The organism is Micromonospora sp. CA-248260 (assembly GCF_050942205.1).
GTDB classification, from domain to species: Bacteria; Actinomycetota; Actinomycetes; order Mycobacteriales; family Micromonosporaceae; genus Micromonospora; species Micromonospora antibiotica.
Map to the genome: position 1 here is coordinate 6894749 of NZ_CP192021.1, position 26174 is coordinate 6920922.

Genomic DNA, 26174 nt, shown 5'->3' on the forward strand with positions numbered 1-26174 from the left:
AAAGTCGTTGACGCGTTCGAAACGCCGCTGCAATACTCCGATTCACAGCGACATCAACGTATCTCGATAGAAACCTGCATCCCCAGGCAGCACCGCCCCCAGGAGGACCTGCGCATGATCTCCAGCACCGGTGACTCCGGTTACCCGTCCCGCTCCCGAGCCTCCCGCCTGACCGTCCGGCTGGCGGTGCTCGCCACCACCGTGGCGCTGGGCGCCGTCGGCGTCGCGGTCTCCGCCACCCCGTCCAGCGCCGCCGCCTGCAACGGCTACGTCGGTCTCACCTTCGACGACGGACCGACCGGCAGCACCGGCGCGCTGCTGAACGTGCTGCGCGCCAACAACGTCCGGGCGACCATGTTCAACGTCGGGCAGAACGTGCAGGGCAACCCGTCCGCCGCCCGGGCCCAGGTCGACGCCGGCATGTGGATCGGCAACCACAGCTGGAACCACGCGCACATGACCTCGATGGGTCAGAGCCAGATGCAGTCCGACCTCTCCCAGACCAACTCGGCGATCCAGTCGGCGACCGGCGTACGGCCGCAACTGTTCCGCCCGCCCTACGGCGAGACCAACTCGACCCTCCAGTCGGTCGCCTCGTCGCTCGGCATGCGCCAGGTGATCTGGGACGTCGACTCCCAGGACTGGAACGGCGCGAGCGTCAGCCAGATCGTCTCCAACGCCGGCCGGCTCCAGAACGGCCAGGTGATCCTGATGCACGACGGCATCCAGAACACCCGCGACGCGATTCCGCAGATCATGGCCAACCTGAACAGCCGTGGCCTCTGCCCGGGCATGATCTCGCCGAGCACCGGCCGGGCGGTGGCCCCGGACGGCACCCCGCCGACCAACCCCCCGACCACCCCGCCCACCGGCACGCCGACCACCCCGCCGGCCGGTGGGACGTGCACCGCGACGGCGACGTACCCGAACGTGTGGGGCGACCGGTACAACACCTCGGTGACGGTCCAGGGCGGCAGCAACTGGACGGTGGTGGTGGCGCTGACCGCGCCGCAGAAGGTCAACACCACCTGGAACGGCACGCCCAGCTGGGACAGCTCCGGTTACGTGATGACGATGCGGTCCAACGGCAGCGGCAACACCTTCGGCTTCACCACGATGATGAACGGCAACAGCGGCGCCCGGCCACAGATCCGCTCCTGCACCACGGGCTGACCGGCACGCCGCTGTCGAGTCACCGGCGCGGGGCGCAGCGCTCGGACCCCGTCCCGACCACCGGCCCTCCCCGGACGTCTCCACGGCGTCCGGGGAGGGCCGTTCCATGACCCCCGGAGACGACCTCGAAACTATCGGGTCACCTGCTCGAAACTACCGGTTGAAAACCCCGGGATTACCTGCCAACCTGAAATCCATCGATAATCGTGAACGTAAACAGCACGCTACGGGGCCACCCACCATCCACCACCAGGAGGTACCGACAGTGCGCGGACACGTACCCCACTCTCCGCCCCCGGAGCAGCCCCACCCCGCCCGGGTGTCCCCCCGTCGGCGGGGAAGGCTGTTCACGCTGGTCACGGCCGGGATCGCCGCCGCCGTCGCCGGGTTGTTCACCATGACGGTGGCGACCGGGACGGCGTCGGCCGCCGACAACCCGTACCAACGGGGCCCCGACCCCACCCGGAGCAGCGTCGCGGCCGTGAACGGCCCGTTCGCCAACACCTCGGTCGCCGTCCCGACCGGGTACGGCTTCAACGGCGGCCGGATCTACTACCCGACCGACACCAGCCAGGGCACCTTCGGGGCGGTCGCCATCTCGCCCGGCTACACCGCGCTGTTCTCCGTCGAGCTGGCCTGGATGGGGCCGTGGCTGGCTTCGCACGGCTTCGTCGTGATCGGCATCGAGACCAACAGCCGCAACGACTTCGACACGGCCCGGGGCACCCAGTTGCTCGCCGCGCTGGACTACCTGGTGCAGCAGAGCCCGGTACGGGACCGGATCGACCCCAACCGGCTGGCCGTCTCCGGTCACTCGATGGGTGGTGGCGGGGCGCTCAGCGCGGCGCTGCGCCGCCCGGCGTTGAAGGCGGCGGTCGGCATCGCGCCGTACTCGCCGTCGTCGAACCTGGCCAACGACCGGGTGCCCACGATGGTCTTCGCCGGGCAGGCGGACACGGTGGTCACCCCGTCCTACGCCACCGGGCTCTACAACAGCCTCCCGACCACGACCGAGAGCGCCTACCTGGAGGTCGCGGGGGCCGACCACGGGTTCATGGTCGGCCGGTCGAACCCGGTGCTGATCCGGACCATGCTGCCGTTCCTCAAGATGTTCGTCGACAACGACGCCCGGTACAGCCAGTTCCTCTGCCCACTGGCGGACAACAGCGGTGTGGTCAGCTACCGCAGCACGTGCCCGCTGCTGCCGCCGACGTCGACCACCCCGCCGCCGATCCCGTCGGACACCCCGCCGCCGATCCCGACCACCCCGCCGCAGACCACGCCGCCGCCGAGCAACCCGCCCGGCGCCGCCAGCCTGATCGTCGGCGCGCAGTCCAACCGGTGCCTCGACGTGCCCAACGCCTCCCGCGCCAACGGCACCCGGGTCCAGCTCTGGGACTGCAACCGCGGGACCAACCAGTCGTGGACGTACACCACGAACAAACAACTCCGGGTGTACGGCGACATGTGCCTGGACGCGGCGGGCTCCGGTAACGGCGCGGCGGTCCAGATCTACGGCTGCCACAGCCAGACCAACCAGCAGTGGAACGTCAACGCCAACGGCACCATCAGCAGCGTGCAGTCCGGGCGGTGCCTGGACGTCTGGAGCACGGCCAACGGGGCGCAGGTCCAGCTCTACGACTGTCACGGGCAGACCAACCAACGGTTCACCCTGACGCCCCTGACCTGACGGTCGACCGGCGACCGCTCCCGCAGCGCGCGGACCCGGGCCGGCGTCTCCCGCATCCGGGGAGGCGCCGGCCCGGCCCGGTGGCGTACGCGGCGGAGGTGACTTCCGCTCGGCGCCGACCGTTCGCACCGCTAATCGACGTTGACGGGACAAGCCGTGTCCGGTTTGCGAGGCTTATCGGGTGCGGAGGGATGATCCCGCGCCACACCCGACAGCCGGGGGTCGGCGTCTGGTGGCCCGTGACCCCGGGGCCATCGGCGATGTGAGCTGGGTCGAGCTCTTCGTCGATCTACTCTTCGTGTTCGCGTTCCTGGCCGTCACCACGCTGATGGCCGAGCATTTCAGCCCCCTCGGGTTGGTCCAGGGCGTGCTCGTGATCCTCCTACTCTGGCACTGCTGGACCCCGTGTGTCTGGCTCGGCAACGTGGTGCACCTCGACCGGGGGATCATGCCCCCGGTCATGCTCGGCATCGCCGCCGCCCTGCTGGCGATCGGGGTCGCGATACCCGAGGCGTTCACCGACCGGGCGGGCGGACTGCCCGGCCCAATGGTGCTGATCTGCGGATATCTGCTGATCCGGGCGACCGCCATGGTCGTCCTCACGTTCGTCAGCCACCGGGGCGAGGGCGGCCGGCCGTCGGTGGTCGCCGCCTGGTCGATCTTCATCGCCGGTGGGCTGGTGCTGCTCGCCTCCTACCTGGTGCCGCCGCTGCTGCCGGCGATCGTCGACGCCACCCTGGTGCAGGCTGTGCTGTTCGCGAGCGCTCTCATGATCGACTCGCTCATCCTCGTGGTAGCCAGCAAGGGTGGCTGGCGGGTCGTCTCACCGTGGCACTTCGCCGAACGGCACGCCCTGATCGTGCTCATCGCGCTCGGCGAGACGATCATCTCGATCGGTGCCAGCGAGGGGCTCGGGGTGGACCGCCCGGTGACCCCCGAGTTGGCCGTCGGGGCGGTGCTGGGCATCACCGTGGTCTTCGCGCTGTGGTGGAGCTACTTCGACCTGGCCAAGGTGATCATCGAACGGGCCCTGCGGGCCAGCTCCGGGCGGGACCGCGCCAGGGTCGGTCGGGACGTCTACAGCGGGCTGCACCTGCCCATGATCGGCGGGTTGATCTTCTTCGCGCTGGGGCTGAAGTACCTCAACACACACACCACCCCGAAGAGCACCCAGCCGTGGCCGTCGGCCGGCGTCGCCATCCTGTACGGCGGTGTGCTGCTCTATCTGGGCGCGCTCGTCGCGGTGGAGTGGCGGGCGATCCGCCTGCTGGGTCGGGGTCCGCTGGTGGGGGTGGCGCTGCTGACGGCGCTGCTGACGGTGGTCGGACGGCTGACCGCGGTGCAGGCGCTGGTGGTGCTCGTCGCCGCCGTCTGCACGATGCTGGTGCTGGACAACACCCTCTTCCGGCGAAAACACCGGCAACTTCACGAGTCGATCGAGCAGGAGCGCCTCCACGTCGGGACGGTCGACCCTCGGGAACTCTTCGTCGACCTCGTGTTCGTGTACGCCTTCATCGAGGTCACCGCGGTGATGAACCGGTTTCCCACCCTGCTCGGCCTGGCCCAGGGCATGCTCCTGTTGGCGCTGCTGTGGTGGGCCTGGACGTCGTACACCTGGCTCGCCAACTCCGTACGGCACGACAGCACGGTGGTGCGACTGTGCACGGCGGGCATCATGACGGCGGTGCTGCTGATCGGGCTGGCGATCCCGCAGGCCTTCGTCCCCCTGCCCGGCAGCCTCTCGGGCCCGCTGCTGGTCGTCGGGTGTTACATCGGCATCCAGCTCATGCAGGGGTTGATCTTCCGGCAGCTCGTCCGGGAGAACTCCGACCTGCGGGGCACCCGGAAACGGTTCGTCGCCACGACCGTCACCATCGCCATCCTGCTGGTGATCGCCGTCGTCGAGCTGGCCGCCCCCGACACGGCCGCCCGGCACCCCGCCATCACGCTGCTCTGGGTGGCCGCGCTGCTCGTGCAGTACGTCGCCGGGTACTGGGCCGGTGGGCGGCTGTGGCGGATCAGGCTGGTCCGGCACTGGGCCGACCGGCACGCCCTGGTCATCCTGATCGCCGTCGGCGAGGCGGTCCTCTCCGTCGGCATCTCCATCAACAACGTGCCGATCTCCGCCCCCACGCTGGTCGTCGTCGTCGCGTCGGTGGTGGCCCTCGGCACGATCTGGTGGAGCTACTTCACCGGCATCGACGCGGCCCGGATCGCCCTCGAGGCCTACGAGGGGGACCGTCGGGTCCGCGCCGCGCGGGACGCGTACACCTATCTGCACCTGCCGATGATGGCCGGGATCGTCCTGATCGCCTACGGCCTGCACCAGACCCTGGCCGCGTCCCAGGAGCGGCACAGCGCCCTGCTGGGCCACTACATGCTGTTCTTCGGGGTGGCGTTGTACCTGCTCGGCAACCAGATGTTCTGGCTGCGGATCTTCCGGACGGTCAGCCTCCACCGGCTCATCGGCGCGGGGGTGGTCACCGCCCTCGCGCCGGTGACCGTCGCGCTGCCGTCCGTGCTTTCGTTGCTGCTGCTGACCGTGATCGGCGTCGTCTTCGCCGTCGTCGAGGCGGTGCAGGAGGGTGACCCACGGACCCGGCGGCCCGCCCGGACGTGAGCCGGGTGGGCCGGGCTCAGCCGACGGTGCAGGGGCCGCCGTTGAGCCCGAAGCTGGTCGGCGGCGCGTTGCTGGTGTGCCAGCTGCCCTGGATGCCGAAGCTCACCGAGCCGTTCGGCGCGACGACGCGGTTCCAGTCGACGTTACGGGCCGTCACCGTGGCCCCGCTCTGGCTGGTCGTCGCGTTCCACCCGGAGGTGACCTGCTGGTCCCCCCGGAAGCTGAAGGTGAGCGTCCAGCCGTCCACCGGCGCGGTCGCGGTGTTCCGGACCGTCACGACGGTGACGAACCCGCCCTGCCACTCGGACTGGTTCTGGTAGGTCACCCGGCAGGTGGTCGGCGGCGGTGTGGTCGGCGGGGTGGGCGTCGTCGGCGCGAAGACCGCGTTGGAGGCGATCGAGAGGTTGCCGGCCGCGTCCCGGGCCCGCACGTAGAACTGGTACCGCAGCGGCGTCGACGGCGGAGGCGGCGGCGGGAGCGCGATCGGGTACGTCGTCGTCGACACGGTGGCGACCAGGAACGAGCTGTACCAGCCGTCGAAGCGGTAGACGTTGTAGCCGCTCACCCCGACGTCGTCGGTCGAGGGTGACCAGGAGAGCGTGGCGGTCGAGTCGGTCACGTCGCCGAGGGTCAGGTTCTGCGGCGCGCTCGGCGGGGTGGTGTCCGGTCCGGTGTCGGTGACCGGGGTGACCACGGTGACCGGCTCCGACGACAGGGAGCGGTGCCCGACGACGTCCCGGGCGGAGATCCGGAACAGGTACTGCCGGCCCGGGGTGATGTAGTTGCTGATCGTGGTGGTGGTGACGTCGCCGACGCTTGCCGACATGACGACGTCGTCGAAGGGGCTGTAGTACGTGATGTCGTAGCCGGCGATGGCGCAGCAGCCACGGGTCGCGGCCGTCCAGGTGAGGGTGACCGACCTCGTCTTGACCTGGCTGGCGGTGACGTTCGTGGGCACGCCCGGCGGGAAGGGCGAGGTGTCCGGTGTGCCCGGCGGGGTGGTGGGTGGCGCGGTCGGCGGCGTAGTCGTGGCCGCTCCCGCCAGGGGCGCCGCGGCGGGTGCGGGCGCGACCCCGGGGAGCCCACCGGCGGCCGGTACGGGGAGCGTCGTGGTGCCGGCACCGGCGGCCGGTACGGCGATCGCTCCCAGGCCGAACACGGCGATCGACGAGACGACGGCGGCGAGCAGGCCGGGCCGCACGCGGCGGCGCGGCGCGGACGAACGGACCCCTGGCATACGTCCACGGTGCGGCAACACATCGAAGGTTGTCAACGACTTGCACCAACCGGTGCGTGGTTCCGGGCCACCTCGGACCCGATCGGGTCCGGCACCGGCTCGCGCGCTCGGTTGCGGGGCGGCCCGGACCGGCCCGCGACCGGACGGCCGCCTGCTCCCCGGGAGCCGCCCCGCAGCTCAGCCGGCCGTCCAGGCGCGGAGCTTGTCGGGATTGAGGACCGTCCAGATGCGCCTGATCCGGTCACCCACGACGTCGAACGCCAGCACCGCCCCGACGACACCCGCCACCTGCGCCACCAGACCTGGCTGCCCGTTGACCGTGCACTCCAGGAGCCGGACGCCGGAGGCCGCACCGCCCCGATCGGCGAAGAAACGTGCGACCTGCCCGGCACCCTCGATCGGGTGGAGTGCCGCGCTGACCAGCCCGCCACCGTCGCCGGTAGCGGTGGCGTCGGGCGTCAGCAGACCGACGAGCGCGTCGATGTCGGCGGCCTGCCACGCCTTCCTGAACTCCCGGACGATGCCGGCCTGGCGGGCGGTGGGCACGCCGGGTACCGGTGCCCCGCGCACGCGGCGGCGACCGGACGAGGCCAGCTGGCGGCACGCCGCCGGGGTACGGCCGACGACCTCGGCCACCTCGGCGAAGGAGTAGCGGAAGACGTCGTGCAGGACGAACGCGACGCGCTCGGCCGGGGTCATCGACTCCAGCACCACCAGGAAGGCCATCCCGACCGACTCGTCGAGGGCGATCTGGTCGACCGGGTCACCACCGGTGGGGTCGCTGGTCCACTCCGCACGTGCGGGCAGCGGCTCCGGCAGCCACTGGCCCACGTAGCGCTCCCGGCGGGCGCGGGCCGAGCCGAGCAGGTCGAGGCAGATCCGACCGGCGACCCTGGCCAGCCAGGCGTCCGGGGCCGCGATGGCGTCCCGCTGGCCGGGGGTCAGGGCATACCAGCGGGCGTACGTCTCCTGCACGACGTCCTCGGTGTCGGCCAGGGACCCGAGCAGCCGGTACGCGAGATTGACGAGCTGACGCCGTTCGCCGACGAGCCCGCTCGGGGCCGGGCCGGGCCGGGCCGGTCGGACCCCAGACCGGTGGGGTTGGTCATGCTGCCGCCGGCCCCCTCGCCCGCTCCCCGCCCACCGGCTCGACCGACGTACGCCAGCGGTGGTGACCCCGGCACGCCGCCTGACATTCGGCAGGGCTGTGTCGTCGTATCAGTGCACCGAACACTATCCCAGCGACGGGGGAAAAACGATCATGGAACCAGTGAACCTGGCGATCATCTACTACAGCGCCACCGGCACCGTGCACACCCTGGCCGAGGCCGCGGCCGAGGGGGCGCGGCAGGCCGGCGCGAACGTACGCCTGCGCAAGGTGGCCGAGACGGCCCCGGCCGAGGCGGTCGACGCCAGGGCGGAGTGGGCCCAGCACGTCCAGGACACCGCCGACGTCGACGTGGCCAGCGGCGACGACCTGGACTGGGCAGACGCGGCCCTGCTCGGCACCCCCACCCGCTTCGGCAACGTGTCGAGCCAGCTCAAGGCGTTCATCGACACCCTCGGCCCGCTGTGGTTCCAGGGCCGGCTCGCCGGCAAGGTCTACTCGGCCTTCACCGCGTCGAACACCTCGCACGGCGGGCAGGAGTCGACCCTGCTGTCGCTGTCGAACGTCTTCTACCACTGGGGCGGGATCATCGTGCCTCCCGGCTACACCGACCCGATCCAGTTCCAGTCGGGTAACCCCTACGGCACCTCGCACGTGGCCGGCAGCGGCCCGCCCGGTGACGTCACCCTCCAGGCGGCCCGCTACCAGGCCCGGCGCGTGGTCGACACCGCAGCCGCACTGAAAGCCGGACGGCCCGCCTGAATCCCTCCCCGCCCCGACCGGGCGGATCGCCCGGCCTGAGCAGGCCGGCCGGAACGGGGGCGGTCGGGGCGGGGGCGCTCAGGGCCGTTGCGGAGCGCGAAACTCGCATAGACAGGCGGTGTTACGTTGAAGCGGTCCACCAGCGACGGTCGAGGGGGTGTGCATGGCCGAGACCATGGGGCGGGTCCTGCCGGTCTATCTGGTGGCGGACGAGTCCGTCTCCATGACTCCGGTCGTGGACGAGCTGAACGCCGGCCTCCAGTCACTCCACGACGCCCTGCTGCGTGAGCCGCTCGCAGCGGCCAAGGTCCGCTTCTCGATCATCGGGTTCTCCGAGGACGTGATCGTCCACTCCGCACTGTCCGACCTGCGCAACGAGTCGGCGCTGCCGCAGCTGTCCGTACGGGCCGGGACAGCCTACGGCGTCGCGTTCAGCCTGCTGGTCGACCGGATCCCGGCCGACGTGCGCGCCCTCAAACGGGAGGGCTTCGCGGTGCACCGGCCGGCGGTGTTCTTCCTCAGCGACGGCCAACCGACCGACCCGGGCGAGTGGGAGCCGGTCTATGCCGAGCTGACCGACCGGGAGCGCACCCCGACCGCGCCGAACATCATCGCGTGTGGCATCGGCGAGGCACGGGCCGAGACGATCCTGCACGTGGCGACCCGGCCGGAATTCGCGTTCGTGGCCACCCCCGGGGTCGAGGTGGGGTTCGCGATCGCCGAGTTCTGCACCGCCCTGACCCGCAGCGTCATCAGGTCGGGGCAGGCCGTCGGTGGCGACACGGCGGAGCTGGTCGTGGAGCGGCCGGACAGCTTCCGGATGGCCGTGGACGTGGTGTGAGCTTCGACTGGGCTCCTCCGCTGATCGGGGCGACGGGCCCGGAGCTGCCGGCCCGCGCGCCGCAGACGCAGCCGTACCGGCCGGACACCGTGCTCGACGGGTGGGCGACGGACGGCTTCGCGGTGCGGGCGGCCTCGGTGCGCGGGCCCGGCCACCGGGCGTCCGACGTACCCCGGCAGGACGATTTCGCGCTGGCCACGGCGGACGGTTCGGTGATCGCGGTGGTGGCCGACGGGGTCTCCAACGCCCCGCTGTCCCACCTGGGCGCCACCATGGTGTGCCGGACGGTCGTCGACTACCTGCTGCGCGCCGACGACACCGTCGACTGGCACGACCTGCTGCGCTGCGCGGGCTGGGCCCTGGTGGAGTACGCCGGGCGGCAGCTGGGTGAGCCCGATCCGCAGCGGGCCGAGGCGCTGCTGGCCAGCACCGTGGTCGTCGCCCTCGTCCGGCCGGACGGGCCCGGTCGGGCCGTCGCCCACCTGGTCCGGGTCGGTGACTCGGCCGCCTGGCGGTTGCGCGACGGCACCTGGGAGCCACTGCTCACCGACCCGGCCGACCCGCAGGACGAGTTGCTGCCGGACGGCGTCGCCGCCCTGCCCCGGGTGCCCACCGAGGTCGACCCGGTGGCGGTGACCCTCGTCGCGGGCGACGTGCTGGTGCTGGCCACCGACGGTTTCGCCGAGCCGCTCGGGCACGGCACCGGGGACCTCGGGCGACTGTTCGGCGACGGGCTGACCACGCCGCCCGCGCTGACCCGGCTCGCCTGGATGCTCGACTTCGCCGGCGGGGCCTGGGACGACGACCGTACCGTGCTGGCCGTCTGGCCGGTCCCGCCCGAACTGCCATGACCAGCCCACTGCCGCCCGAGGTGAGCCTGTCCGCCCTCGGCCCGCGTAACCGCATCGGGGTCGGCGGTCAGGGCACGGTCTACGCCCTCACCGAGGACCCCCGGTGGGTCTACAAGGAGTACGCGACCCGGCTCGTCGACGACGTCGACGTGACCACGCTGAACCGTTTCGTCCGACTCGCCGCCGACGCCGGACCGGACGCGGACGCGCTGCTCGGTCTCGCCGCCTGGCCCACCGCCGTCGTCCGTAAGGAGGGCGTGGTGCGGGGCTTCCTGATGCCCCGGGTGCCCGACCGGTTCCGGGTCCGGATCCAACTGCCACGCGGGCCGGACACCGTGCTGGCACAGGTGCAGTACCTACTCAACAACGACGACTACCTGCGCGGCCGTGGCCTGCACGTCGACGACCGGATGCGCCTCGAACTGCTGCGGGACACCGCCGAGGCGCTGACCCTGCTGCACCGCCTCGGGGTCTGCGTCGGTGACCTGTCGCCGAACAACCTGCTGTTCAGCCTCGACGCCCGACCCCGGTGCTACTTCATCGACTGTGACGCGATGCGCCTCGATGGCGACTCGGTGCTGGCGCAGGCCGAGACCCCCGAGTGGCACGTGCCGGACGCGGACGCCGAGGAACTGGCCACCCCGGCCACCGACGCGTTCAAGTTCGGACTGCTCGCGGTCCGCCTGTTCGCCGGTGACCAGCAGACCCGCGATCCGGCTGCGGCGCAGCGGCGGCTCGACCGGCAACTGGTCACCCTCGCCGGCCGGAGTCTCGACCCCGTCCCGGACCGCCGGCCGGCCCCGGAGCACTGGCTGGACGCCCTGGAGCGGGGCATCCGACGCACACCGCCGACGGCACCGGCTGCTTCCCCGACGGGCCCGGAGCCGCCCGGTCAGGGGTCGACGCGCCCGAACGCCCCCCGCCGGGACCCCGTACGCCGCAACGTCCCCCGGCCCGGGGTGGTCAACCCCCAGCCGGCCGGCCGGGGTTGGGGTCTGCTCGTCGCGGCGATCGCCGCGATCGCGGTGATGGCCGGCCTGATCAGCGCCAACAGCGACACGACGAGCACGGCCCCCCGGGCCCGGTCGAGTCTGCCGACGGGAGTGCGGTGGGACGCCACCATCGTGCCCTCCTACCCCCGGGTCCTGCCCACCCGCTACCCGGCAGGGGTGCCCGCAGCGCCCGTCCTGCCGCTACCGACCCGTTTCGACCTCGAAAAGCTCCTTTCCCTGGCCAGGCCCTGCCTGTTCAGCGACGTCACGGTGGGGCGCGGCCTCAACCGGACGTCCGCCCGGACGAAAGCGGCGGTCGCCGCCGTCGGCAGCTTCCTCTGCGGGATCAACATCGACTCACCACGCCTGGCCGACCGCAGCAGCACCCAGACCGCGCGCGCCGCCACGTTGGCGGACCGGGGCCCGTTCCGTGGCGCGACCATCATCGGGATCCGCACCGCGGCCAGCGGCAGCCCTCAGGTCAACGTGGTGTTCGTGCCGAGTGGTGAAGGCTCGTCATCCGATTGCTGGCGCTCCCGGCTGTCACTGGTCAAGGACGGTGCCGGATACCGCGTGGGCTCGCTCGCCGCCCCGGCCCGGGCCTCCTGCCCGTGACCGCTGGCACCCTTGTGCAGCAGGTCGTTGACGGCGGCAGCGGTGGACGGGGGCAGCGGACGACCCTCCTCGACGGGGAAGCCCAACTCGGCGACCAGGCTGCGGTGCCGCAGGTCGACGGTCGCCTCCACGGTGTCGGCGAACAGGCCCACCGCGGACCGGGCCCGCCACCAGAAGACGACACCGAGGGTCGCGCCGAGCGGTGCCGCCGGCCACCACCACGGGGTCAGCGCCAGGTAGAGCACCGCCCAGCCGGCCGAGGTGACGGCCCGGTCGAACCGGTCACGGGCCTGCATCACGTCGGTCCGGCCGTCGGCGGTGAGCAGCAGCCAGAGCCGTGGCCAGATCAGGCCCAGGCGGAGACCGTACTGCGCGGCGACCCGGTCGTCGGCGAGGCGGATCCGGTCACCGATCCACGTCGGCCGGGCCGGCAGGTACACCGTCGGGACCACCCGGTGTTGCGCGACCAGCCGACGCGCGGCAGCGGCCCGGCGGCGGGCGGTCAGCGCCGTCGCGATCCGCCCCGCCGGGCCGGCCCAGGACCCGAGCCAGAGGTGGCGGACGACCCGGCCGGCCGCCTGGGCGCCGACGGCGGCCACCGCGGCGACCGCGACGACGAGCGACCCGACCACCACGGCCAGGCTGACCCGGCCCTTCAGGTGGTCGAGCGCGTCAGCGGCGGCGAGCGCCGCGCCGGGCACGTCGAAGACACCACCGCGCCCCGGCAGTACGGCGAACGCGGCGACCAGGCACCACAGCAGGCCAGGGCCCAGCGCCCGGGTCAGCCACCGGTCGTTGAGGCGTCGGCCGACCTCGCCCAGCAGCACCTCGATCATGGCTCGGTCCGGTACGTCATCGGCGTACCGGCGAGCGCACAGTGCGGCACCCGACCCCGGTCGTCGCGGTGGGCCCGGCGTGCACAGCGGTGGTGTGGGCAGCGGTAGTCACCGTTGAGCACCACCGGCGCGAGACCCTCCAGTCGGGCGCCCCCGGCGTAGTCGGGAAGCGACGGGCCGGAGCCGATGCCGCGCTCGGTCTCGGGCTCCGGTCCGACGGTCCAGCCGAGCTGCCGGCAGACCTCCTCCACCGGCCGGCCGGCGGCCAGCTCGTCGAGCAGGTCGTCGAGCAGGTCGGTCCACATCCCCGCCTCGGCGCGTTCGCGCAGGGTCGGTACGGCGGCGCACAACGCGGCCAGCAGACGACGTTGCTCCATACACGACACTCCTGTCGATTGACGCCCGAGCTGCCGTCGAATCTACTGAATCCGTGCCATCCGAAGCAGGATCCGTCGATTCGATGGATCCGCTCATCGTCGCCTACAACGACAGTGGCGACGAGTCGCTGCTGGTCCGGGCCGAGGACGTGGCGCGGAGCCTGCTCGCGTCCGATCCGTCCCGGGTGGATGTGCTCGCCGCGCTCTCCACTGTCCTGATGTTGCGGGGCCGGGCCTCGGACCCGAAGCACCTCGACGCGGCGGTGGTCGCCGCCGAGCAGGCCACGGCGCTGACCTCGCCCGGTGATCCGTGGTGGCCGTACGTCAACGCCCAGCTGGCCCTGGTCGTCGGCTTCCGGTTCGAGCAGCGGCGTGAGGTGGCGGACCTGTCGACGGCGAAGCGGCACGCGGACGTCGCGGTGGCCGCCGTCGGCGCGGACGACCCGATCCGGATCGACGTGCTGGTCCGCTGCGTGAACGTGTACCGGCTCAGTTTCGAACGGTTCGGCCAGTTGGCGGACATCGACGCGGCCGTACGCCTCAGCCGGGAGGTCCACCGGTCCACCGACCCGGACCACGTGCTCACCGCCCGCCAACTGCTGGCGCTGTGCCTGGCCATGCGCTTCACCCGGACGGGCGGTCCACGCGACATCGACGAGGCGATCGAGCACTGCCGCAGCGGTCTGGCCGCCATGCCCGCGCGGCACGTGGACCGGGCCGCCCTCAACGGTGTGCTGGTGATCGCGCTGGTGCAGCGTTGGGTGAGCACCGACCACGCGGACGAAACCGACCTGCACGAGGCGGTCCGGGTCAGCCGGCAGGTCGTCGCGGACCTGCCGGCCGTCGGCACGGTCCGCGCGCAACTGCTGGCCACCCACGGGGTGCTGCTGGTCCTGCACGGCCTCAGCAACAACTCGTCGGTGCACCTCGACGAGGCGATCCGCAGCGCCCGGGAGGCCGTCGACGCACCGACCGCCGGCACCCAACGGGCCGGCCACCTGGTCAGCCTGGCCCACTCGCTGCTCATCCGGGCCCGGATGAGCAGCGACCCGGCCGGGGTCAGCGACGCCGTCGACACCGGTATGGCCGCCCTGGCCGGGTTCTCGCCGGGCCATCCGGACCGGGCACGGGCCCTCAACGTGCTCGGCACGGCGTTGCGGATCCGCTACCTGATCGATCACGACCCGGCCGACCTCGACGCCGCGGTCGGCATGTGGCGGTCGTCGTCGGCCTCCCGGGCGGGTGCGATCGAGATCCGGATGACCGCCGCCCGCACCTGGGCGCAGACCGCCGCCGAGGCCGGTGACGCGACGCTGGCCCTGGAGGCGTACGGCACCGCCGTGGGTCTGCTGCCGCTGCTGGCGTGGCGGGGCCTGGACCGTACCGTGCAGGAGAAGCGGCTGACCTCGGTGGCCGGCCTGGCCGGCGACGCGGCGGCCTGGGCCATCGCCGCCGGTCAGCCGCAACGCGCGGTGGAACTCCTGGAGCAGGGTCGTCAGGTGCTGTGGTCACAGGCCCTGCAGACCCGCAGCGACCTGTCCGCGCTGGCCGCGGTCGCACCCACGCTCGCCGACGAACTCGACCGGACGCGCCGGGAACTGGACGGCGCCGGGGCGTCCCCGATCGTCGCGCTGCCGTCCCGGCCCGGCTGGGAGCTGGGCCGGGACCTGCTGACCAGCGCGCTGGGTGGACCGCACCGTGCCGAGACCGAGGACGCCGGTCACCGCCGCCGGTTGGCGGAACGCTGGGAGCGGCTGGCGGCCGAGGCCCGCCGCCAGCCCGGCTTCGAGAACTTCCTGCACCCGCCGTCGTTCGCCGCCCTCCAGCCCGCCACCAGGGGTGGGGCCGCGGTGCTGGTCAACACCTCGCGGTGGCGCAGCGACGCGATCGTCGTCACCGCCGACGGGGTACGGGCCGTGCCGCTGCCGTGGCTGTCGCACGACACGGCGCAGCGGCGTGCCGCGGCGTTCCTCGAGGTGCAGCGGGCGGTGGAGGGGGGCGGCGGGCCGGCCGAGCGGGCCGCGTTGCACCAGACGCTGGTGTCGTTGCAGCGGTGGCTCTGGGACACCGTCGGGGAGTCCGTCTGTGCGGCCCTCGACGACCTGCTCGGCGTCGGGCCGGAGCGACGGCACCGCGTGTGGTGGTGCCCGACGGGGCCGCTGACGATGTTGCCGCTGCACGCCGCCGGCCGGTTCGGGGCGAGCGCCCCGCTCGCCGCGCGACGCCGGATCTCGATCGCCGCGCGTTGCGTGTCGTCCTACACCCCGAGCCTGTCCGCGCTGCTGCGCGCCCGCACCACCCCGGCGCCGCCCGGGCCGCCGCGGGCGTTCGCGGTGGGGCTCGGCACCCTGCCCGGCCAGCCGTCGCTGCCGGCGGTCAGCGACGAGCTGCGCGCGGTCAGCTCGCACGTGCCCGGCCTGCGGGTGTTGTCCGGTCGCAGCGCCACCGTCGAGGGTGTGCTGAGCGCGCTCGAACGGCACAGCTGGGCGCACTTCGCCTGCCACGGCGACCAGGACTTCAAGCGGCCCAGTGCGGCCGCCCTCCGCCTGGTCGACGGCAGGCTCAGCGTCCTGGACCTGGCCGGCCGCCTCGCCGCCCGCAGCCAGTCGGCCGGTGGGGCCGACCTCGCCTACCTCTCGGCGTGTCGCACCGCGGCGGGCGGCCGGGACCTGCCCGACGAGGCGATCCATCTCACCGCGGCGCTCCAGATGGCCGGCTTCCGGCACGTGATCGGCAGCCAGTGGGCGGTCTCCGACCGGGTGGCGGCCCAGGTCGCCGGCGACGTCTACGCCGGGCTGAGCGCCGGGGACCACCTGGACGCCGACGGTGCGGCCGTCGCGCTGGACGCGGCCATAGATCGGGTACGACGGGCGCACCCGGACCGCCCGGAACTGTGGGCGGCGCTGGTCCACACCGGCCCCTGACCCTCCGGCAGCAGCGGCCGGCGGGGGCGTCAGCGCCGCTGGACCGGGATCACCGGCAGCTCGGGGCCGGGTGGCACAGCTTCGCGGTGCTGCTGCGCGACGATGCCGGCGGTGATCTCGTCGGGTGGCACCGGACGACCGAAGTGCCAACCCTGCCCGTTGTCGCAACCGGCCGCGGTCAGCCGGTGGGCCTGCTGGGCGGTTTCGATGCCCTCGGCGGTCACGACGAGACCGAGCCTGTGCCCGAGCGACACGACGGTGCCGAGGAAGTCGTCATCCGTGCCGGGGCGGCGGGCCCCGGGCCAGCGGGCCGGCTGCGCCGACGGCCGGGTCAGACTGGCGTCGAGTTTGAGGCCGTACAGGGGCAGGGAGCGGAGGTTGGCCAGATTCGCATAGCCGACGCCGAAGTCGTCGATGACGATCCGGACGCCGAGTTGCATCAACGCCGCCAGGGTCTGCGTCACCACGCCGGTCAGGTCGATCACCGCCTGCTCGGTGACTTCCAGGTGCAGCAGGTGCGGCGGCAGACCCGTCCGGTCGAGAATCTGCGCCACCTCCCCGGCGAGGCCGGTGCGGTGCAGTTGGCGTACCGAGACGTTCACGCTCACGTACAGGCCGGGTTGGATCCGCTGCCAACTGCTGGCCTGCCGGCACGCCTGCTCCAGCAGTTGGCTGCCGAGCGCCACCACGAGGCCGGTGCGTTCGGCCAGCTCGATGAAGCGGGCGGCGCTCAGCAGCCCGAGCTGGGGATGCCGCCAGCGGGCCAGGGCCTCCACCCCGGCCAGCCGTCCGGAGCGTAGCGCGGTGACGGGCTGGTAGGCGGCGGTGAACTCGCCCTGTCGCAGCGCCGCCGGCATGGCCGCCGACAGCCGGTAACGCTCGGCGTCGGCGTTGCTGCGGTCCTGGTCGAACAGGCGCAGGGTGGCCTTGCCGTCCGCCTTGGCCCAGTGCAGCGCGATCTCACCGGCGCGCATCAGGCGCGCGGCGCCGCCGTCGGCGACGGTGCCCTCGGCCACCCCGGCGCTCACCGTCAGCGGCACCTCGGTGCCGCTGACCCGGAACGGGGCGGCGAGCACGGCGAGCGCCCGATCAGCGATCTTGACGACGTCCCCGGCGCAGGTGGTGTCGCGGACCAGGATCGCGAACCGGTCGCTGTCCAGCCGCGCCACCAGGTCGACCCGCCCGTCGGCGAGCGCGCCGAGCCGGGCGGCGATCTCGCGCAGGAGCAGGTCGCCCACCTGGTACCCGAGTACGTCGTTGACCGCCGCGAAGTCGTCGACGTCGAGGCAGCAGACCCCGACCCGGTCGGTCGGCGCCTCGGCGGTGGACAGCCGTCCCAACTGCTCGGTGAGCAGTGTCAGGTTGGGTAGTCCGGTCAACTGGTCGTGCGTGGCGAAGCGACGGAACCTGGCCTCGCTGACCCGTAACGCCTCCTCGGCCTGGGTACGGGCGGCCAACGCGGCAAGCCGGACCGTGTCCTGGGCCCGCAGGCTGTGGTCGTGCGCGGCCGACGTGAAGCCCGTCGCGAGTTCCGCCAGCAGGTCGTTCAGCCGGGCCGTCCGGGTGGGGTCGGCGGCGACGCCGAGGTCGCCGAGGAGCCGCGAGGTGAGGACCGCGATCGTCCCACCGAGCGCCTCCGGCGACCCGAAGCCGGCCGCCACCAGGTCGGCACCGATCCGACGGCCTTCGCCGGGCCCGCCCGGTCCGGCGAGGACCGCGGTGACCAGGCGGTCCGCGAGCCCGGTGACGATGCGGTGCCGTTGCTCGGCGCTGATCGGCACGTAGTGGGCCCGGTGCAGGGCCGTGGCCCACGCCGTCACGAACTCCCCGACGCCCCGGCCGTCGGCCCCGTCGGCGGCGGGCCGGTCGTTCACCTGCGGCGTCCGACTCCGACGTAGAAACTCATCCGTTCCGGGTGCTCGCCGACGTCGGCCTCCGACTCGGGACGCCACAGCGGGGACCACACCACGCCGGGTTCGACCAGGTCGAGGCCGGTGAAGAAGTCCTCCACCTGGGCGCGGGTCCGGGCGGTGACCGGGGTGTTCGTCCGGCCGCTGAGCCGGGCGCCCTCGCCCATCTCGTCCGGCCGGCTGTCGGTGGTGACGTGGCTGATCGCCACGCAACTGCCGGGGGCCAACGCGGTCCACAGCCGCCTGATCAGTCCGTACGGGTCGTCGTGGTCGGGGACCGCGTGGACCACCGAGACGAGCAGCAGGCCGACCGGTCGGTCCAGATCCAACAGCCGGCGGACCTCCGGATGGTCCAGGATGGCCTCCGGATGGCGCAGGTCCTCGAGCAGGGCGACCGCGTTCGGTTGGCCGGCGAGGATGTGCGTGCTGTGCGTCACCGCCACCGGGTCGATGTCCACGTAGGCGACCCGGGAGTGCGGGTCCACCTGCTGGGCGATCTCGTGCACGTTGCCCACCGTCGGAATACCGGACCCGATGTCCAGGAACTGACGGATCCCCTCGTCGAGCATGAACCGCACCGCCCGGTGCAGGAACTCGCGGTTGGCCCGCGCGACCAGGCGGAGATCGGGCACCGCAGCCAGTGCCTGGCGGGCGAACTCCCGGTCGACCTCGAAGTTGTGCGAGCCGCCGAGCCAGTAGTCGTAGGCTCGGGCCACGCTCGGCCGGCTGAGATCCACATCTGCTGGTGCCCATTCCGGCCGTTCCATCGCCACCCTCCAGCACCACACATTGACGAACCGCCGCCACTATAATCGGAACTTTGCCACCATTGCACCGCGCCGAGATCCCTACGCCGGTCCGCAGGTCGACGGGTGTGTCGATGTCGGCGGGAGCCTGACCGTCGGCGTGGTGCTGCCCAACCGGCCGGCTGATCCCGGCGTCGGAGACCTCGGTGCACGCCCGCCCACCGGGAGCCGTACGACCGCCACGTCCGGCACCAACCTGGGCAGATGATCCGGGAGGCGCTGCTGCGGTTACGGGCGGGTGCGGAGGTCGAGGCGGCGACGCTGGCGCGGGATCTGGAGGCGCTGTTCGCGGCATCGCGGGATTCGAACGCCGACGACGAACACGATCCCGAGGGTGCCACCGTCGGCTTCGAACGCGCCCAGCTGATCGTGCTGCTCGCCGCGACGCGGGCGCGGATCGCCGAGGTCGACGACGCCCTGCTCAGGCTGGCGGCGGAGACCTACGGGAGCTGCGAGCGCTGCCAGCAGCCGATCGGTGCGGAACGACCCCCCGTGCGGCCGTCCGCCCGCCACATCTCGTGTGCGTAGGACCGACGGGCCGGGCGTCCGTGACGCCCGGCCCGTCGGCTCACGGCCTGCTCAGCTCGCCGCGCAGGACAACGCCGGTACGCCGTTGACGGCACCCGACGATCCGAGGAAACCGAAGGTCGTGCTGCCACCGGCACCCAGCGCCCCGTTGTAGCCGACGTTGCGGGCGGTGACGGTCGAGCCGCTGGTGGTCAACGTCGCGCTCCACGCCTGCGTCACCTGCTGCCCGTTCCCGAACGTCCAGGTCACCGTCCAACCGTTGATCGCCGAACTGCCGGCGGTCACCCGCACCTCGGCCTGGAAGCCACCCTGCCACTGACCGGTCACCGTGTACGACGCCGCACAGGACCGCCCGGTCGACGGCGGTGGGGTCGTGGTGGGCGGCGGCGGGGTGGTGGTCGGCGGAGGCGGGGTGGTGGTGGGGGGTGGGGTGGTGGGCGGCGGCGTCGTGGGGGTGGTGCCGCCGACGGCGCTCATGATGGCGTCGATGATGCCCTGCTGGGTGACCGTGGCGTTGCTGCGGTTGAACAGCCCGAACCCGTACGCCCCGTTGTAGCCGTTGTCCCAGTAGGCGGTGGCCGCGCCGTACTTCCTGGCGGCGGCCACCAGGGTGCGCGCGTAGTCCGCGCGGTACCTGTTGTTCGTCGGGTCGGCCGACGTCTTGTCGACCGAGCCGTACTCACCGACGAAGACCGGGTAACCACGCGAGACGAAGGTGTCGCGCACCTTCTTCAGCTGCCCGTCCATGTGGTCCTGCTGACCCCAGGTCGACTTCCGGGACGGAGTGGTGGCGTTCGGCCCCCACTGCGTGATGGTGCCGTTCTCCTCACCGGCGAAGTCCCAGGGGTCGTAGTAGTGCACCGAGATCATCAGCCGCTGCTCGTTGGCGGGCACGGACGACGACCGGTACTGGTCCGTCGGCAGCGTGAAGCCGTAGTTGCCCACGGTGTAGTCGATGTTGGTGTTCCAGCCGGGGACGAGCAGCCAGCGGGAGGTGTTGTTCCCGCCGGTGCGGCGGACCGTGTCCACGAAGATCTGGTTGTAGGCGTTGATGTTCGCGTAGCACGGCTGGGTGGGATTGCCGTACTGCCCGTCGAACTCCTCGTTCATGGATTCGAGGATGAGTCGCTCGCTGTAGCTCTGGAACCTGGTCGCGATCTGCTGCCAGACCTTCTGGTACTTGTCCCGGATCGTCGTCTGGTTGGACGAGTCGCAGATCAGCCACGAGCCGTTGACGGTCTTGAAGCCGTCGCCGTGCATGTTGATCAGCACGTACAGGCCGCGGCCGTAGGCGTAGTCGACGATTTCCTTGATCCGGTTGAGCCAGGCGGAGTTGATCGTGTAGTTCGGGGCGGACCCGATGTTGCCCAGGTAGGACACCGGGATGCGGATCGTCTTGAAGCCCGCCGCCTTGACCCGGTCGATGAACGCCTGGGTCACGACCGGGTTACCCCAGGCCGTCTCGCTGGGGATGCCGTTGGCGTTGGCCTCCAGGGCGTTGCCCAGATTCCAGCCCGCCCCCATGTCGGCGACGAGTTGGGTGGCGTTCACCTGGGCCATGCTGTCGGCCGAGGCGGAACTCGTCAGCACGGCGGTGGAGCCGGCCAGCGCCAGGACGCCGGAGAGCACGGCGAACTGCACCTTCCTGAGGGTGGATTTCACAAGAGTCTCCCGTCTTCGAGCCCACAGTCACACTGGGTTGTCGAAGCGATTCGACGATATTTCGACTGCCTGTCCCGGCAGCCGACGGGCCGCCAAATGATAGATGCATGTGCATCAATAAGGCAAGGTCGTCGCCGTACGGCCGCTCGTCAGGGGCCATGGCGGACGTCCGACGGGCACCACCCGGGCCGCAGGGAAGGGGCGCGTCACGGCGTGCCGGGCAACCGGACCGTGACGACGAGACCTCCGTGCGGGGGCGGGACGAGGTCGAGCGTCCCGCCGTGGGCGCGGACGATGCTGTGCACGATCGCGAGACCTAGGCCCACGCCGGCGTGTTCGTCGGTGCGCACGCGTTCCGTTCCGCGCCGGAAGGGTTCGGTGAAGGTCGACACCAGAGCGGGTGGGAGCCGCCGGCCCGTGTTCTCGATCCGCACCATGCTCGTGGCACCGCACGCCTCGGTCAGGACCGTCACGGTGCCGCCGGCGGGAAGGTTGTGCACGATGGCGTTCTGCACGAGGTTCGTCACCATCCGCAGCAGGAGTTCGGCGGAGCCGCTGGTGAGTGCCGCCCCACCGCGGACGTCCAGGGTGATCCGACGCCGTTCGGCGAGAGGAAGCAGCGTCTCGGCGGCCTCCTCGGCGAGGAGGGAAAGGTCGACGCGCTCGCGGGTGAAGGCGCCACGGTCACCACGGCTGAGCAGCAGCAGGGCCTCGGTGAGGTCGATCGCCCGCTGGTTGACGGTGTGCAGTCGTTCGATGAGTTCGCCCCCCGCACCGGTGGGTTCCCGGCGGGCCACGTCGAGGAGCGCCCGGGAGATCGCAAGCGGCGTACGCAGCTCGTGGGACGCGTTCGCGGCGAACCGCTGCTGCTCGGCGACGTGGGACTCGAGCTGTTCGAGCATCGAGTCGAACGTGTCCGAGAGCTCCCGGAACTCGTCGTCGCGGCCCGCGAGCCGAATCCGGTGGGACAGCGACCCGCCTGCGGCCATCCGGGTGGCGTGGGTGATGCGGTTCAGCGGCGCGAGCATCCGGCCGGCGAGGATCCACCCGCCCAGCAGGCCGAAGAACAACAGCAGGGCCAGCACGGCGGCTGCTCTCGGGGCGAAGGCACGGAGCAGGTCGGAACGGTTCGGCACGAACATCACGGGGGCGGGGAGACGGGAACCGTCGGGTGCCGGCGCGGGCAGTCGGGCGTCGTCGATCACCTCGGGTACGTACCGCAGCAGGAACACCCACACGGTGACCAGCAGCAGGCCACCGACCAGCATGACGAACCCGGCATAGCTGAGGGTCAGCCTGAGGCGGACGCTCGGACCGGGCCGCCTATCCACGGTCCGCCCCGCCACCCCCGGCACCGGGCGCGGTGTCGATGCGGTAGCCGACCCCGGGCACCGTGGCGATGATCCACGGTTCGCCCAGCCGTTTGCGCAGCGCGGAGACGGTGATGCGCACGGCGTTGGTGAAGGGGTTGGCGTTCTCGTCCCAGGCCCGGGCCAGCAGTTCCTCGGCGCTGACCACCCCACCCTCGGCGGCGACGAGGACCTCCAGCACGGCGAACTGCTTGCGGGTGAGCGCGACGTGGCGTCCGTCGCGGAAGACCTCCCGGCGGAACGGGTCGACCCGCAGGCCCGCCGTCTCGCGGACCGGGGGCCGGGCGTACCCACGCCTGCGGTCGAGGGCCCGGAGCCGGAGCACCAGCTCCCGGAGTTCGAACGGTTTGGTGAGGTAGTCGTCGGCACCGAGCTGGAAGCCGGACGCCTTGTCGTCGATCCGGTCGGCCGCGGTGAGCATGAGGATCGGCATGCCGCTGCCGGAGGCGACCACTCGCCGGGCGACCTCGTCGCCGGAGGGGCCGGGGATGTCGCGGTCGAGGATGGCGAGGTCGTAGTGGTTGACGCCGAGCAACTCCAGGGCGGTGTCGCCGTCGGGAGCGACGTCGGCGGCGATCGCCTCCAGCCGCAGACCGTCCCGGACGGCTTCGGCCAGGTAGGGCTCGTCCTCCACGATCAGTACCCGCATACGCGCAGCCTATGGTCGGCGACATTCGACGGACACATCCCGGACGTACCTCAGCCGACCGGCACCGACGTGGGACCCGGCCGCTCCGACGGTACCTGCCACCAGGGGCGGGACGCCAGCGCGGCCAGCACGGCACCGGTGGTGTTGACCAGCACGTCGTCCACCGAGGACACCCGGTCCAGCCACAGGACGTACTGGGCGGTCTCCACCAGGACCGAACAGCCGACGCCGAGCGCCAGGATCCGTGGCACCGAGGCGAGCGCCGCGAACCGCATCGGGGCGAAGAACCCCAACGCCGCGAGGACCAGCAGGTTGCCACCGATACCGACCGGGCCCATGGTGACCAGGTCCCGTAACGGGACCAGGCTCACCCGGCCGGGGCCGACGCCCGGCGCTGCCCCCGGCATCAGGGTCATCCAGACGAACGGCACCGTCCCGTAGACCATGCCCACCTCGGCCAGCGACGTCCGCCACGCCTGGGCTACGCCGACGGCACGCCGGGAGTGCGCCAGCGCCCACATCACCAGGGCCGCCAGCGGCAGCCCCACCAGGGTCATGAACACCACCCCGTTGAACGTGTCGTAGCAACCCTGCCACCGCCCGGCCAGACACCTCGGAGCGGACATCAGCAGCGGCCGCCGTACGACGAACGCCGCGCCCGCCAGCCCGAGGAAGAGCAGGCTGGCGAGCACGATCCGGCGGGTGGGGCGGAACGCCCCGGACGGGTGTGCACCGTGTTCCATGCCCCCATCGAAGCCCCCGGCCCGTTGCGACGGCGTATCCGATTCCGCATACGCCCGCGATACACCGAGGCCCGACGGAGCGCACCGTCCGGCCGGCCCTCAGCCACCACCGCCGGGTGGGCCGACCGGTCCGCCGGTGACCGCCTCGGCCTCCCGCAGGCAGATGTCCAACATGGGTACGCCGTCGCTGTTGCCGAGGATGACGCCGACCCAGCCGGTGTCCGGGTAGATGCTCCAGTTCGCGCCGACACCACCGGCCCCGCCGCCCCGGCCGATCACCCACTGGCCGTTGACGATGCTGACCGGCATCGTGTACCCCTCGTACGCCGTGGGCACCGGGCCGGGAAGCTTGGCCCCGGCGAACAGGTCGGCGTAGGGACGGTCGAGCAACGTACCGTCGCGCAGCGCCTCGGCGAACCGGACCAGGTCCGGCGCGGTGGCGAAGCCGTCACCCGAGGCGTACCCGATGAAGCCCCGACCCGGATTGCGGCCCAGGATGTTGGGGTCCAGGCTGCCCTTGTCCAGGTTGCGGACGGCATCCACCTGGCTGCCGTCGGCCTGCTGCAGGTACGGGTGCGCGATGTGCCCGTCGGTGAGCCACTGCTCCCTCGTGTAGAACGCCGAGCCGCTCATCCCGCAGCGCCCGAAGACGTGCTCGTGCACGTAGTCCCAGAACGTCATGCCGGAGACGGCCTCCACGATCTGCGCGGCCATGGCCAGGCCGACACCGCCGCCGGGAAGGTGGCCGTTGGACCCGGCACCCGGAACCCCCACCAGCGTCGCCTGCCGGGCCCACTGCTCGTGGTGGTCGTGCACCTCCTCCCGGCTGTGGAAGACGCGTTGCCAGTCCGGCATCGGGGCGTCCAGCCCGGAGGTGCTGGTGAGCAGGTGGTGGATGGTCACCCGCTCGGCGATCTGACCCGCGAGCCCCGTCAGGTGGGTGCCCACCGGGTCGGACAACGTCACCCTGCCCTGCTGCACCAACTGCAGGATGGCCACCGACAGGAAGGGCTGGCTGCCCGAGGAGAGGTTGAACGCGGTGCCCTCGTGGTTGCGGATCCCCCGCTCCCGGTCGGCCATGCCGTAGCTGCGCGACAGCACCGTCCGCCCCCGGTGGGACAGCAGCACCACGCCGGAGAACCTGCCCTCGGCGGCCAGCTGCGCCACGTACCGGTCGTAGGCCCCGCCGGGCCGGGTGTCCGGCCGGGCCGGGTCGCGCCCGGACGGGCCGGTGCGGGCCGGGGCGGCGTGCCCCCGCCCGGCACCCACCAGCGGGGAGCCCGCCACCAGCCCGGCGGCGGCCATCCCACCCCAGGTGACCAGCCGCCGCCGGTCGACACCCCGTGTGGCATCCGAATGCATGATCATGCTCCTTGCCCGGTCGACGATTCATGCGCTGACAGTGCTGCGCTCCGGTTCATCGCCGTAGTCAAGATGCACGCACGTTGCGGGGGCGTATGCGTTTTCCGATACGCCCCCGATACAGCGCCGGTGACCCGACCGGCGTACGGACAGCACGCCCGGACGGGTCCGTGCCGATCGCCTGACGACGGCACCGGGCCCTGACGGTACAGCCAGCGCTACCTCGGTCGGCCCGCCACCTGGATTGCTGGAGGCGATTCCCAAAAATATGGTTTCTCTGCGGAAGAAATCAACGAAAATTGGAGTCCGGCGATGTCGGTTAATAGCGCACGACTCGAATTCGGGTCGACAGTTACGAGAGAGACGCCGGTGGCGGCGGTGCGGGTCCAGCAACTGCGCAAGGTCTATGGCGGGGATCGGCAGGCGGTAACCGCGCTCGCCGGAGTCGACGCGACCTTCCAGCGCGGGACGTTCACCGCGGTGATGGGCCCGTCCGGCTCCGGCAAGAGCACGTTGCTGCAGACCGCGGCGGGGCTGGACCGCCCGACCAGCGGCCTGGTGTGGGTCGGCGACACGGAACTGTCGAAGCTGTCGGAGACAAAACTGACCAAACTGCGGCGATCGGAGATCGGGTTCGTCTTTCAGGCGTTCAACCTCGTCGGAGCGTTGACGGTGCAGGAGAACATCACGCTGCCGTTGCGGCTGTCCGGAAAGCGGGCGGACCCCCTCTGGATACAGCAGATCGTCAACCGGGTCGGGCTCACCGAGCGGCTGTCCCACCGCCCTTCGGAACTGTCCGGCGGGCAGCAGCAACGCGTCGCGATCGCCCGGGCACTGGCCACCCGGCCGGAGGTCATCTTCTGTGACGAGCCCACCGGCGCGCTGGACACCCAGACCGCCGGTGAGGTGTTGGCCCTGCTGCGCTCGGTGGTGGACGAGGCGGGACAGACGGTCATCATGGTCACCCACGACCCGGTGGCGGCGTCCTACGCCGACCGGGTGATGGTGCTGGCCGACGGACGCATCGTGCAGGACATGCCGCAGCCGGGCGCGGAGCGGATCGCCGAGCACCTCGCGACGCTCGGGCGTCGTCCGCAGCTGACGCAGGAGGGCTGACC

The 26174-nt window shown here is 71.9% G+C and carries 20 protein-coding genes; 10 read left to right on the forward strand and 10 right to left on the reverse strand.

What is annotated here, in order from left to right; all coding sequences use genetic code 11:
• Positions 1 to 114 precede the first annotated feature (114 nt).
• The 3 genes from ACQP2H_RS30010 to ACQP2H_RS30020 all read left to right on the forward strand — a co-directional run bounded on the left by ACQP2H_RS30010 (position 115) and on the right by ACQP2H_RS30020 (position 5483).
• Positions 115 to 1173: a polysaccharide deacetylase family protein gene (locus ACQP2H_RS30010; RefSeq protein ID WP_357538260.1), complete on the forward strand. Its 1059-nt coding sequence runs from the start codon at positions 115 to 117 to the stop codon at positions 1171 to 1173.
• Between the two features lie 319 nt (positions 1174 to 1492).
• On the forward strand, positions 1493 to 2863 hold the full coding sequence (locus ACQP2H_RS30015) for a ricin-type beta-trefoil lectin domain protein (RefSeq protein WP_308290936.1): 1371 nt from the start codon (positions 1493 to 1495) through the stop codon (positions 2861 to 2863).
• Positions 2864 to 3125: 262 nt separating this feature from the next.
• Positions 3126 to 5483, forward strand: a complete 2358-nt coding sequence (locus ACQP2H_RS30020) for a low temperature requirement protein A (protein WP_433229805.1) — start codon at positions 3126 to 3128, stop codon at positions 5481 to 5483.
• A gap of 16 nt (positions 5484 to 5499) precedes the next feature.
• Here the strand turns inward: ACQP2H_RS30020 and ACQP2H_RS30025 are convergent, their stop codons facing one another.
• Together ACQP2H_RS30025 and sigJ are read right to left on the reverse strand one after the other, a co-directional pair.
• Positions 5500 to 6720 carry a cellulose binding domain-containing protein gene (locus ACQP2H_RS30025; RefSeq protein ID WP_363817273.1) on the reverse strand — a complete coding sequence of 407 codons (1221 nt, stop codon included), beginning with the start codon at positions 6718 to 6720 and terminating at the stop codon, positions 5500 to 5502.
• A 177-nt stretch (positions 6721 to 6897) separates the two neighbouring features.
• A complete protein-coding gene (gene sigJ, locus ACQP2H_RS30030; protein ID WP_433233728.1) occupies positions 6898 to 7728 on the reverse strand; it encodes an RNA polymerase sigma factor SigJ in 831 nt (276 codons plus the stop codon).
• 253 nt (positions 7729 to 7981) lie between these two features.
• On the opposite strand from sigJ, the gene wrbA reads away from it, so the two are divergent.
• The 4 genes from wrbA (at position 7982) to ACQP2H_RS30050 (ending at position 11889) form a co-directional block, all read left to right on the forward strand.
• A complete protein-coding gene (gene wrbA / locus ACQP2H_RS30035) occupies positions 7982 to 8590 on the forward strand; it encodes an NAD(P)H:quinone oxidoreductase (protein WP_219465217.1) in 609 nt (202 codons plus the stop codon).
• A 163-nt stretch (positions 8591 to 8753) separates the two neighbouring features.
• Complete coding sequence (locus ACQP2H_RS30040) at positions 8754 to 9431, forward strand: vWA domain-containing protein (RefSeq protein WP_219465218.1); 678 nt, start codon at positions 8754 to 8756, stop codon at positions 9429 to 9431.
• Entirely contained in the window at positions 9428 to 10282 is an 855-nt protein-coding gene (locus ACQP2H_RS30045; RefSeq protein WP_363817279.1) for a protein phosphatase 2C domain-containing protein, read from the forward strand. The genes ACQP2H_RS30040 and ACQP2H_RS30045 overlap by 4 nt, the downstream gene beginning before the upstream one ends.
• Entirely contained in the window at positions 10279 to 11889 is a 1611-nt protein-coding gene (locus tag ACQP2H_RS30050; protein WP_433229811.1) for a hypothetical protein, read from the forward strand. The genes ACQP2H_RS30045 and ACQP2H_RS30050 overlap by 4 nt, the downstream gene beginning before the upstream one ends.
• An 832-nt stretch (positions 11890 to 12721) precedes the next feature.
• Here ACQP2H_RS30050 and ACQP2H_RS30055 read toward each other — a convergent pair.
• On the reverse strand, positions 12722 to 13102 hold the full coding sequence (locus ACQP2H_RS30055) for a hypothetical protein (protein ID WP_219465222.1): 381 nt from the start codon (positions 13100 to 13102) through the stop codon (positions 12722 to 12724).
• A gap of 83 nt (positions 13103 to 13185) precedes the next feature.
• Here ACQP2H_RS30055 and ACQP2H_RS30060 point away from each other — a divergent pair, with 83 nt between their 5' ends.
• A complete protein-coding gene (locus tag ACQP2H_RS30060) occupies positions 13186 to 16026 on the forward strand; it encodes a CHAT domain-containing protein (RefSeq protein ID WP_433229814.1) in 2841 nt (946 codons plus the stop codon).
• A gap of 29 nt (positions 16027 to 16055) precedes the next feature.
• On the opposite strand, the gene ACQP2H_RS30065 is transcribed toward ACQP2H_RS30060, so the two are convergent.
• Positions 16056 to 17900 carry a putative bifunctional diguanylate cyclase/phosphodiesterase gene (locus tag ACQP2H_RS30065; RefSeq protein ID WP_433229816.1) on the reverse strand — a complete coding sequence of 615 codons (1845 nt, stop codon included), beginning with the start codon at positions 17898 to 17900 and terminating at the stop codon, positions 16056 to 16058.
• Positions 17897 to 18703 carry an SAM-dependent methyltransferase gene (locus tag ACQP2H_RS30070; RefSeq protein ID WP_208564992.1) on the reverse strand — a complete coding sequence of 269 codons (807 nt, stop codon included), beginning with the start codon at positions 18701 to 18703 and terminating at the stop codon, positions 17897 to 17899. The genes ACQP2H_RS30065 and ACQP2H_RS30070 overlap by 4 nt, the downstream gene beginning before the upstream one ends.
• Before the next feature lie 243 nt (positions 18704 to 18946).
• On the opposite strand from ACQP2H_RS30070, the gene ACQP2H_RS30075 reads away from it, so the two are divergent.
• A complete protein-coding gene (locus tag ACQP2H_RS30075; protein ID WP_363817291.1) occupies positions 18947 to 19270 on the forward strand; it encodes a TraR/DksA family transcriptional regulator in 324 nt (107 codons plus the stop codon).
• 51 nt (positions 19271 to 19321) lie between these two features.
• On the opposite strand, the gene ACQP2H_RS30080 is transcribed toward ACQP2H_RS30075, so the two are convergent.
• The 5 genes from ACQP2H_RS30080 to ACQP2H_RS30100 all read right to left on the reverse strand — a co-directional run bounded on the left by ACQP2H_RS30080 (position 19322) and on the right by ACQP2H_RS30100 (position 25056).
• The gene (locus tag ACQP2H_RS30080; protein ID WP_433229820.1) at positions 19322 to 20911 is read right to left on the reverse strand and encodes a cellulase family glycosylhydrolase; all 1590 of its coding nucleotides are present in this window, start codon (positions 20909 to 20911) and stop codon (positions 19322 to 19324) included.
• 227 nt (positions 20912 to 21138) lie between these two features.
• Positions 21139 to 22263 carry a sensor histidine kinase gene (locus ACQP2H_RS30085; RefSeq protein WP_433229823.1) on the reverse strand — a complete coding sequence of 375 codons (1125 nt, stop codon included), beginning with the start codon at positions 22261 to 22263 and terminating at the stop codon, positions 21139 to 21141.
• Positions 22256 to 22951, reverse strand: a complete 696-nt coding sequence (locus ACQP2H_RS30090; RefSeq protein ID WP_219465226.1) for a response regulator transcription factor — start codon at positions 22949 to 22951, stop codon at positions 22256 to 22258. Before ACQP2H_RS30090 ends, ACQP2H_RS30085 begins: the two co-directional genes overlap by 8 nt.
• Before the next feature lie 50 nt (positions 22952 to 23001).
• Positions 23002 to 23694, reverse strand: a complete 693-nt coding sequence (locus ACQP2H_RS30095) for a VanZ family protein (RefSeq protein WP_357538275.1) — start codon at positions 23692 to 23694, stop codon at positions 23002 to 23004.
• Positions 23695 to 23793: 99 nt separating this feature from the next.
• Positions 23794 to 25056, reverse strand: a complete 1263-nt coding sequence (locus ACQP2H_RS30100; RefSeq protein ID WP_363817303.1) for a serine hydrolase domain-containing protein — start codon at positions 25054 to 25056, stop codon at positions 23794 to 23796.
• 312 nt (positions 25057 to 25368) lie between these two features.
• Here ACQP2H_RS30100 and ACQP2H_RS30105 point away from each other — a divergent pair, with 312 nt between their 5' ends.
• Positions 25369 to 26172 carry an ABC transporter ATP-binding protein gene (locus tag ACQP2H_RS30105; RefSeq protein WP_219465228.1) on the forward strand — a complete coding sequence of 268 codons (804 nt, stop codon included), beginning with the start codon at positions 25369 to 25371 and terminating at the stop codon, positions 26170 to 26172.
• Positions 26173 to 26174: the final 2 nt, after the last annotated feature.

Bases quoted from the DNA above. Each gene is read 5' to 3' on its own strand.
- ACQP2H_RS30050 (WP_433229811.1), top strand. From the start codon at position 10,279: ATGACCAGCCCACTGCCGCCCGAGGTGAGCCTGTCCGCCCTCGGCCCG.
- ACQP2H_RS30010 (WP_357538260.1), top strand. From the start codon at position 115: ATGATCTCCAGCACCGGTGACTCCGGTTACCCGTCCCGCTCCCGAGCC.
- ACQP2H_RS30095 (WP_357538275.1), bottom strand. From the start codon at position 23,694: ATGGAACACGGTGCACACCCGTCCGGGGCGTTCCGCCCCACCCGCCGG.
- ACQP2H_RS30040 (WP_219465218.1), top strand. From the start codon at position 8,754: ATGGCCGAGACCATGGGGCGGGTCCTGCCGGTCTATCTGGTGGCGGAC.
- ACQP2H_RS30070 (WP_208564992.1), bottom strand. From the start codon at position 18,703: ATGGAACGGCCGGAATGGGCACCAGCAGATGTGGATCTCAGCCGGCCG.
- wrbA (WP_219465217.1), top strand. From the start codon at position 7,982: ATGGAACCAGTGAACCTGGCGATCATCTACTACAGCGCCACCGGCACC.
- ACQP2H_RS30105 (WP_219465228.1), top strand. From the start codon at position 25,369: ATGTCGGTTAATAGCGCACGACTCGAATTCGGGTCGACAGTTACGAGA.
- ACQP2H_RS30090 (WP_219465226.1), bottom strand. From the start codon at position 22,951: ATGCGGGTACTGATCGTGGAGGACGAGCCCTACCTGGCCGAAGCCGTC.
- ACQP2H_RS30100 (WP_363817303.1), bottom strand. From the start codon at position 25,056: ATGCATTCGGATGCCACACGGGGTGTCGACCGGCGGCGGCTGGTCACC.
- ACQP2H_RS30055 (WP_219465222.1), bottom strand. From the start codon at position 13,102: ATGGAGCAACGTCGTCTGCTGGCCGCGTTGTGCGCCGCCGTACCGACC.
- ACQP2H_RS30060 (WP_433229814.1), top strand. From the start codon at position 13,186: ATGGATCCGCTCATCGTCGCCTACAACGACAGTGGCGACGAGTCGCTG.
- ACQP2H_RS30075 (WP_363817291.1), top strand. From the start codon at position 18,947: ATGATCCGGGAGGCGCTGCTGCGGTTACGGGCGGGTGCGGAGGTCGAG.
- ACQP2H_RS30025 (WP_363817273.1), bottom strand. From the start codon at position 6,720: ATGCCAGGGGTCCGTTCGTCCGCGCCGCGCCGCCGCGTGCGGCCCGGC.